Here is a 7,257-nt window from a genome sequence, read left to right as displayed (position 1 = left end):
AGCGGGGTCGAAGCAGGATTCGATCAAAATTACCTGTTCGGATGAACTCATTGCCAAGAACGTCGAAACCACGGGTCATCAGGTCGGCGAGCGAGAACGCGACGTTCACCAGTCCATAAAAGAGCGCCACTTCACCGAGCGTCCAGCCACCCACACTCCCAAACCGCTGGAACAATGCCCATGCCGCGATGAACTCGATGCCCGTGGCGAGCAGATGACCGCCGGTCAGCAGCAAGGCTGAAACGGGGTACTGCATCTGCGCCCGCCAGGATACGACGGCATAGCGGCCTAGAAGGCGTAGAGCATCCATCTCACCCTCCCTGAACCTGAAGGTCCCGCATGGCGCGTTCCAGAAGGGTCCTTCCGCAGAGCACAAGGATCATCGTCCAGAAGGCTTGCAGTCCCAGTCCGGCCAGCGCCGAAAGTCCGGTCAGATTGCCGGCATATATGCGGAACGGGATGTCCATCAGCCCGGCGAAAGGCTGCAGGAACAGAGCGGTGCGCCAGGCGTCAGGCAGAAGCTGAAGCGGGAGCAGGCTTCCCGAGAAGACAATCACCGTGGGCATCAACAGGGTGTTCACCCCTCGATCATTTAGGGTGATGGCCACCAAGACGTTGGCCAGAATGATCACCGACGCTGCAAGTGCGATCATCAGGCACAGGGCCATCGCAAACAGCACTGCAGCCTCCGGGCTCGGCGGCGGCTGCCAGGACCAATCCGGAAACCCCATCAGCGGCAGAGCAATCCCGGCAAATACGATCATCAGGGTAGCCCGCGGTACGGCGCGCGCGGTCATCCAGCCAGCGGCTCTGGCGTACCAGAATCCATAGGTGTCAACAGGTCGCATTCGGTCGTAGCCGACCGCGCCGGTTCGAACGGAAGACGCGACTTCCGGGTCCGCTGCCCAAGGCAGCAGCGCAAGCAGGCCCTGCCCAAGCCAGGTGTAGGTAATCGCTTGACTGAGGGTGATCGGCGCAACCGCTGCGGCAGCCGGTGCAGTCGCATAGAAGGCGGCGATCACCATCACCTTTACCGCGCCAAACCAGCATTGGGTTGCAAAGCCAGCCAGTGCTGCTGCCCTGTATTGCAGGGTCAGTTGATATCGCGAAACGAAGGCCGCGACATACGGGCGTAGACGCGCCGGATTCATCTCAGGCTTCGCTGGCTCTGTGCAGGTCATAGAAGCGGGCGATCACCTCCTCGATCGGCGTCGCTGCAATATGAACATCCTCTACCGCATGAGCCGCAGCTATCTGTGCGATGAGTGTGGGGGCGGAGGTCACCACTGGGTCAAACGCCAGCTCCAGACTCCGGCCCTCGCGTTTTCGAACCGTAGCGCCCGGCAGCGAGAGCATTGGTGCCTCACCAGCAAAATCCACGTGCAGCCGCCGTTCCGCCAATGCTGTTGCCCGAAGCTGGTCAAGGCCGCCGTCCGCTAGCACCTGTCCGTGCCCGATCACCATGACTCGCTGCGCGAGAGCCTCAATATCGTGCATGTCGTGGGTGGTGAGCACCACCGTGACACCGCGTTCTCGGTTCAGCCGAAGTACGAATTCGCGGACGGCCAGCTTGGAGGGAGCGTCGAGCCCGATGGTCGGTTCATCCAGGAACAGGATAGCCGGCTCGTGGAGCAGGGCCGAGGCGATTTCGGCACGCATCCGTTGTCCGAGTGAAAGCTGCCTTACCGGTTGGTCCAGCAGACGTTCCAGCTTCAATAGAGCCACCAGCTCGTCGCGCGTCCGCCGATATTTGGCCGGATCGATCCGGTAGATGTGCGCCAGCAGATCGAAACCGTCGATCACTGGCAAATCCCACCAGAGCTGCGTCCGCTGACCGAACACCACCCCGATCCCGGCCACATGGGCGATTCGCTCCTCGTAGGGAACCCGACCGGCGACCTCGATCCGCCCTGAGGTTGGACGCAAAATACCGGAGAGTATTTTGACGGTGGTGGACTTTCCAGCCCCATTTGGGCCGATGAGGCCCAGCAACTCGCCGGCCTCAAGGGAGAAGCTTACGCGCTCCAGCGCCCTCACCTCACGCCAACGACGTCGCACAAGTCCTCGAAGCGACCCGGTGAGTCCCGGATCGCGTTCTGCCACGCGATAGTGCTTTACCAGGTCCTCGACCAGGATCTGGGGCATGGGAGGTCGACCGATTTGGAAGGTTAGGGAGAAAGCATAGGTCGACCGAAATTCCCGGTCAACGTCATCTCTAGGCCGCCCAGGCGGCCGCGAAACGTCTCAAAAGGGCCAGCGCCGCGCTATCGGCCACGCTCGCGGCTGCGGCCAATCGAAGGAACATGTGGCCCCGCGGCCGCTTGCCGCGCGCGGGCAGACCCTGGCCCTCCAGCCGGACAAGACCCCGCTCGCCAACCTTACGATCAATCCAGACGATGCGCCGACCAAACGGCGTCTCGACGGCGACCCGTCCTCCACGTTTCATCGTGATCGGCGAGACCTTCACGCTCATCCAGACATCGTTGCCGCGCACGATCACACCCTCTTGTGCGCGGATGTAAACACAAAGCTCTCCACCGCCGGCGCGCACCTTGTCACCAGGTCGCAGACCGGCAGGCAGATCGATCCGGATCAGCCGCCCGTCAGGCATTCGATGATCGACCTCACCGCCCTCCATCGCGATGCGTGGGGAGATTTCCAGCTCGGGTTCTGGCGTGGGGCGGCGTCGGGCAGGGGTTTGGAAAAGCCGCTCGTCCAATGGGTCTTGCAGTCGCTCATAGGCTTCGACTACCTGGCGGAAGGCTCGGTCATCGCCACCAGTATCGGGGTGCGCGCGCTTGGCGGCCTCGCGGAACGCGCGGCGCACTTCGCCCGGCGTTGCTGCCGAACTTACGCCCAGCACCTCGCGCGCCATCTTCAGGGTCAGGTCGGTTGCGGCCCGAGTCATGAGGACGGAGGCTATGGCGAAGGCTGTCAACGTAGCGTTAAGCCTCGCAACGTGCTTCGAGGTCGGTTTATAAGGTGCCTGTGAACGACAAAACCCTCATCCCCCCCTCGCCAACCGAAGACGAATACGTCCGCCAGGTCATCTCTGCGGAGCCGCCTGCGTTGCTGAGCGAAACCGACCCTTTCGCCCTCTTTGGCGAGTGGTTTGCCGAGGCCAAGGTCAAAGAACCCAACGATGCCAACGCCATGGCGGTGGCCACCGTCGACACATTCGGTATGCCCGACGTGCGAATGGTGCTGCTTAAGGGATACGACGCCGACGGCTTTGTGTTCTTCACAAACCTTGAAAGCGCGAAGGGGCGTGAACTGGCGGCCAATCCCCAGGCGGCTTTGATGTTTCACTGGAAGTCGCTTCGCCGTCAGGTGCGGCTCAGGGGTTCGGTCACCTCTGTTAGTGACGAAGAGGCTGACGCTTATTTTGCCACCCGAGCCCGACCAGCTCAGATAGGGGCCTGGGCGTCGGACCAGTCCCGGACGTTGCCGGATCGCCTGGCGCTGGAAAAGCGGATTGCGGAAGTGGGTCTGCGCTTCGGTTTGGGCAAGGTGCCGCGCCCTCCACATTGGTCCGGGTTCCGCCTCGCGCCCGAAACGATCGAATTCTGGCGGGATCGGCCGTTCCGCCTTCATGAGCGCTTGGTGTTTGACCGAGCCGACGGCGGCTGGAGCACGCGCCGGCTGTTTCCTTGAAGAGCGCACTCGAAGCTGAGATCGTCGCTTGGCTGTCACCGCTAAGCGAGCGGACAATCGACACCGCCTGCGCTCACGTCTTCCTGGCTCCGGACCGGGCGCTGAAACTCAAACGCCACGATGACCTGGGCTATGTCGACTTCTCCACCTCAGAGCGCCGTTTCTGGGCGCTGGACCGGGAACTGGCCTTCAACCGGTCTTCTGCGCCGGACATCTATCGCGCGGTCCGCCGAATTACCCGCGAGACCGACGGGTCCCTCGCTCTGGATGGCGACGGTGTGACCATCGATCACGTGCTGGAGATGCAGCGCTTCGACGAGACGGCTGTCCTGTCGGCCTGCCCCGAGCGGGTCACCGGCGAACTGGCTGAGTCCCTGGGGCGAACCATCGCCGGGTTTCACCGCGACGCCCCGCTACGCCCCGAGGGTGGCCTGACCGCGATGGCCTACACTGTAGGTTCCAATGCCCGACTCTTACGCGAGACCTGTCCGGGGCTCGATCAGTCCCGGGTCGAGATCATGATTGCGCTGACCGAGATAGAGCTGGAGAAATGGTCGCCGCTGTTGGCCCATCGCGCAGCAACCGGTTACGCACGCCGCTGCCACGGGGATCTGCACCTGGGCAACATCCTGTTGAGGGATGACGGCCCGGTTTTGTTCGACTGTATTGAGTTCAACGATGTCCTCTCGGATCTGGATGTCCAGTACGATCTCGCCTTCCTTTTGATGGATCTCGACTTTCGCGGTCGCCGGGATGCGGCGGTGCGGGCGCTGTCGGCCTACCTTGATGAAGCCGGGCGCAGCTTCCCGCCGGACCTTTGGGCGGGAGTTGCGCTATTGCCTCTCATGCTCTCTGTTCGCGCCGGGGTGCGGGCCCATGTTACTGCGCACAGCGACGATCCGGACACAGCGCGGGCATATGTGGAAGCGGCCATCGCGCACCTCGCGCCACAGGCGCCGACGCTGGTAGCCGTGGGGGGGTTGTCAGGGGCGGGCAAGTCCACCTTCTCAAGAACTGCTGCGCCATTGCTGGGCGCCTCGCCGGGCGCGGTGATCCTGCGGACCGACGAGGTTCGAAAGCGATTGCTGAAGCAGACCGCAACCATGCCCGCCGGGTCTGAGAGCTATGCGCCTGACGCCTACGCCCGAACCTACGATGAGATGTTCGTCAACGCGCGCGCCTTGCTGGCGGCAGGGCGTTCAGTGGTTCTCGACGCCAGCTTCATGGAACCGGCGCAGAGAGCGCGAGCCGAGGCGCTGGCGCGGGACGCTGGGGTTCCCTTCCGGGCGGCTTGGCTACAAGCCCCATCCGAGGTGTTGGAAGCTCGAATCGCCAGCCGCACCGGCGATGCTTCTGACGCCACCATTGCGGTCTTGCGCGAGCAACTCCGACGCGACCTTGGGCCTCTGAGTTGGCCCAGTATAGACGTCTCCGGCTCAACGGAGGAGGCGGCGCGGGCCTGGTCCCGTGCCGAACCCTGAAGGACCGCGTTGCGAAATCCATCCACGCTGACTAATTCTCGCGCAGCAACAACACACACGAGTTCCTCGGAGACAAACACCTATGCTGGGTCTGATGCAGGATTGGCCGCTCACGGTCGATAAAATCCTCGACCACGCCAAAAACTGGCATCCCGACCGCGAGGTGGTCAGCCGTTCGGTGGAAGGCCCCATCGTCAGGACGAACTACGCGCAGATCCACGAGCGAGCGAAGCGGATTTCCAATGCGCTTAAGGGCATGGGCGTGCAGGCCGGCGACCGTGTCGCGACCCTGGCCTGGAACACCGGCCGCCACATCGAAGCCTGGTACGGCATCATGGGAATTGGCGCTGTCTGTCACACGCTGAACCCGCGCCTGTTCGCCGAGCAGCTGGTCTACATCGTCAATCACGCCGAGGATCAGGTGCTGTTCACCGACCTCACCTTCGTTCCCATCGTGGCGCAATTGCGGGCCCAGATGCCGACGATCAAGCATATCGTCGTCATGACCGACGCGGCCGGCATGAAGGGCGTCGATTTGCCTGGCGCACTCTGCTTCGAGACCCTGGTGGAACAGCATTCGGCTGACTGTTTATGGGGTGGCTTTGCGGAAACCCTGCCGTCTGGCCTCTGCTACACCTCCGGCACGACGGGCAATCCCAAGGGCGTTCTCTATTCGCACCGCTCCAACTTCATCCATACCCTTGTTACCATGAGCAAGGACGTCATGGGCCTTTCGGCGACGGACACGGTGCTTCCCGTAGTACCGATGTTCCATGCCAACGCCTGGGGTCTGGCGTTTTCGTGCCCCGCGGCCGGCGCCAAGCTGGTGATGCCGGGGGCGAAGCTGGACGGCGCGTCGGTGCATGAGTTGCTGGAAAGCGAGGGTGTCACCTTCTCGGCGGCGGTGCCCACGGTGTGGCAGATGCTGTTGACCCACCTTCGTGAAACCAACGGAAAGCTCTCGACCCTGAAGCGCGTTGTGATCGGCGGCTCGGCGGTGCCGGAAGCCATCGTGCGCGGGTTCCGCGATGAGTATGGCGTGTCCGTCACCCACGCCTGGGGAATGACCGAGACCTCGCCCCTGGGGACACTGGCCAACCCTAATGCTGCGGTGGCTGCGATGAACGCTGAGGATCAGCTGCGCTTTACCCTGAAGCAGGGGCGTCCGCCCATTGGCATAGATCTGAAGCTCGAGGATGACGCTGGCCAACGCCTGCCGCATGACGGAACCACCTTCGGCAAGCTGAAGGTGAAAGGCCCCTTCGTGGTCGGCCAATACTTCGCGGGCGACGGCGGCGAGATCCTGGACTCCGAGGGTTTCTTCGATACCGGCGACGTCGCCACCATCGATGGCTATGGCTACATGCAGATCACCGACCGGGCGAAGGACGTGATCAAGTCCGGCGGCGAGTGGATCTCCACGATCGAGATCGAAAACATCGCCGTGGGCCATCCCAAGGCCGCTCTTGCCGCGGTGATCGGCGTTTATCACCCGAAATGGGACGAGCGGCCGCTCTTGCTGGTTAAGCTGAACCCAGGCGCCGAGAGCACAAAGGACGAATTCCTGGCCTTCCTCGAAGGCAAGATCGCCAAGTGGTGGACGCCGGATGATGTGGTGTTCGTTGATGACATCCCCTTGGGCGCCACTGGCAAGATCGACAAGAAGCTGATCCGCGACCGGATGAAGGACTATGTCCTACCGGTTGCGAAGGCAGTCGAGAAGGCGTGATCCACTTCATTCCTGATCTCTGGACATCGCCCGCGTAGGCCGTCAAACGAGACGCGACAAAGCAGGCCTTGGACCGGAGTTCGCGGTGGACGATCACACCCCCATCATCATCGGTGTCGGAGAGGCGTCCGAGCGGATTGATTCTGCGGACTATGAGGCGCTTTCGCCGGTAGAACTGGCCTCCCGGGCGGCAGCAGCGGCGGTTGCGGATGCCGGTGGGCGAGGAGTCGCCGCGGCGATCCAGACTCTGGCGGCTATCCGTCAGTTCGAGGTCTCGGGCCCCAATGCGCCTGCGCCATTCGGGCGCACCGATAACTTTCCGCGTGGCGTCGCGCGCCGGATCGGGGCTGATCCGGCGCACGCCATCCTGGAGCCGGGGGGTGGGCAAGGGCC

Annotated in this window: 7 protein-coding genes and 1 pseudogene; 4 read left to right on the top strand and 4 right to left on the bottom strand. The window is 63.0% G+C overall.

What is annotated here, in order from left to right; all coding sequences use genetic code 11:
- The 4 genes from ACIQ42_RS13485 to ACIQ42_RS13470 form a co-directional block, all read right to left on the bottom strand.
- Positions 1-310: ABC-2 family transporter protein (locus ACIQ42_RS13485; RefSeq protein ID WP_397422737.1), on the bottom strand; the 310-nt coding region annotated here is incomplete at its 3' end.
- 1 nt (position 311) lies between these two features.
- The gene (locus ACIQ42_RS13480) at positions 312-1,151 is read right to left on the bottom strand and encodes an ABC transporter permease (protein ID WP_397422736.1); all 840 of its coding nucleotides are present in this window, start codon (positions 1,149-1,151) and stop codon (positions 312-314) included.
- A gap of 1 nt (position 1,152) precedes the next feature.
- Complete coding sequence (locus tag ACIQ42_RS13475) at positions 1,153-2,145, bottom strand: ATP-binding cassette domain-containing protein (protein WP_397422735.1); 993 nt, start codon at positions 2,143-2,145, stop codon at positions 1,153-1,155.
- A 70-nt stretch (positions 2,146-2,215) separates the two neighbouring features.
- A complete protein-coding gene (locus ACIQ42_RS13470) occupies positions 2,216-2,908 on the bottom strand; it encodes a DnaJ domain-containing protein (protein WP_397422734.1) in 693 nt (230 codons plus the stop codon).
- Between the two features lie 80 nt (positions 2,909-2,988).
- Here ACIQ42_RS13470 and pdxH point away from each other — a divergent pair, with 80 nt between their 5' ends.
- The 4 genes and pseudogenes from pdxH to ACIQ42_RS13450 all read left to right on the top strand — a co-directional run.
- Positions 2,989-3,654 carry a pyridoxamine 5'-phosphate oxidase gene (gene pdxH / locus ACIQ42_RS13465; RefSeq protein ID WP_397422733.1) on the top strand — a complete coding sequence of 222 codons (666 nt, stop codon included), beginning with the start codon at positions 2,989-2,991 and terminating at the stop codon, positions 3,652-3,654.
- Entirely contained in the window at positions 3,651-5,135 is a 1,485-nt protein-coding gene (locus ACIQ42_RS13460; protein WP_397422732.1) for an AAA family ATPase, read from the top strand. The genes pdxH and ACIQ42_RS13460 overlap by 4 nt, the downstream gene beginning before the upstream one ends.
- An 82-nt stretch (positions 5,136-5,217) precedes the next feature.
- Complete coding sequence (locus ACIQ42_RS13455; RefSeq protein ID WP_397422730.1) at positions 5,218-6,864, top strand: long-chain-fatty-acid--CoA ligase; 1,647 nt, start codon at positions 5,218-5,220, stop codon at positions 6,862-6,864.
- A gap of 85 nt (positions 6,865-6,949) precedes the next feature.
- Positions 6,950-7,257: pseudogene (locus tag ACIQ42_RS13450) on the top strand (hypothetical protein); the annotation flags it as partial.

This window comes from Phenylobacterium sp. (genome assembly GCF_044372605.1).
Classification (GTDB): Bacteria; Pseudomonadota; Alphaproteobacteria; order Caulobacterales; family Caulobacteraceae; genus Phenylobacterium.
Note: the sequence above shows the minus strand (reverse complement) of the source record. Positions and strands in the feature narration are given on the sequence as shown.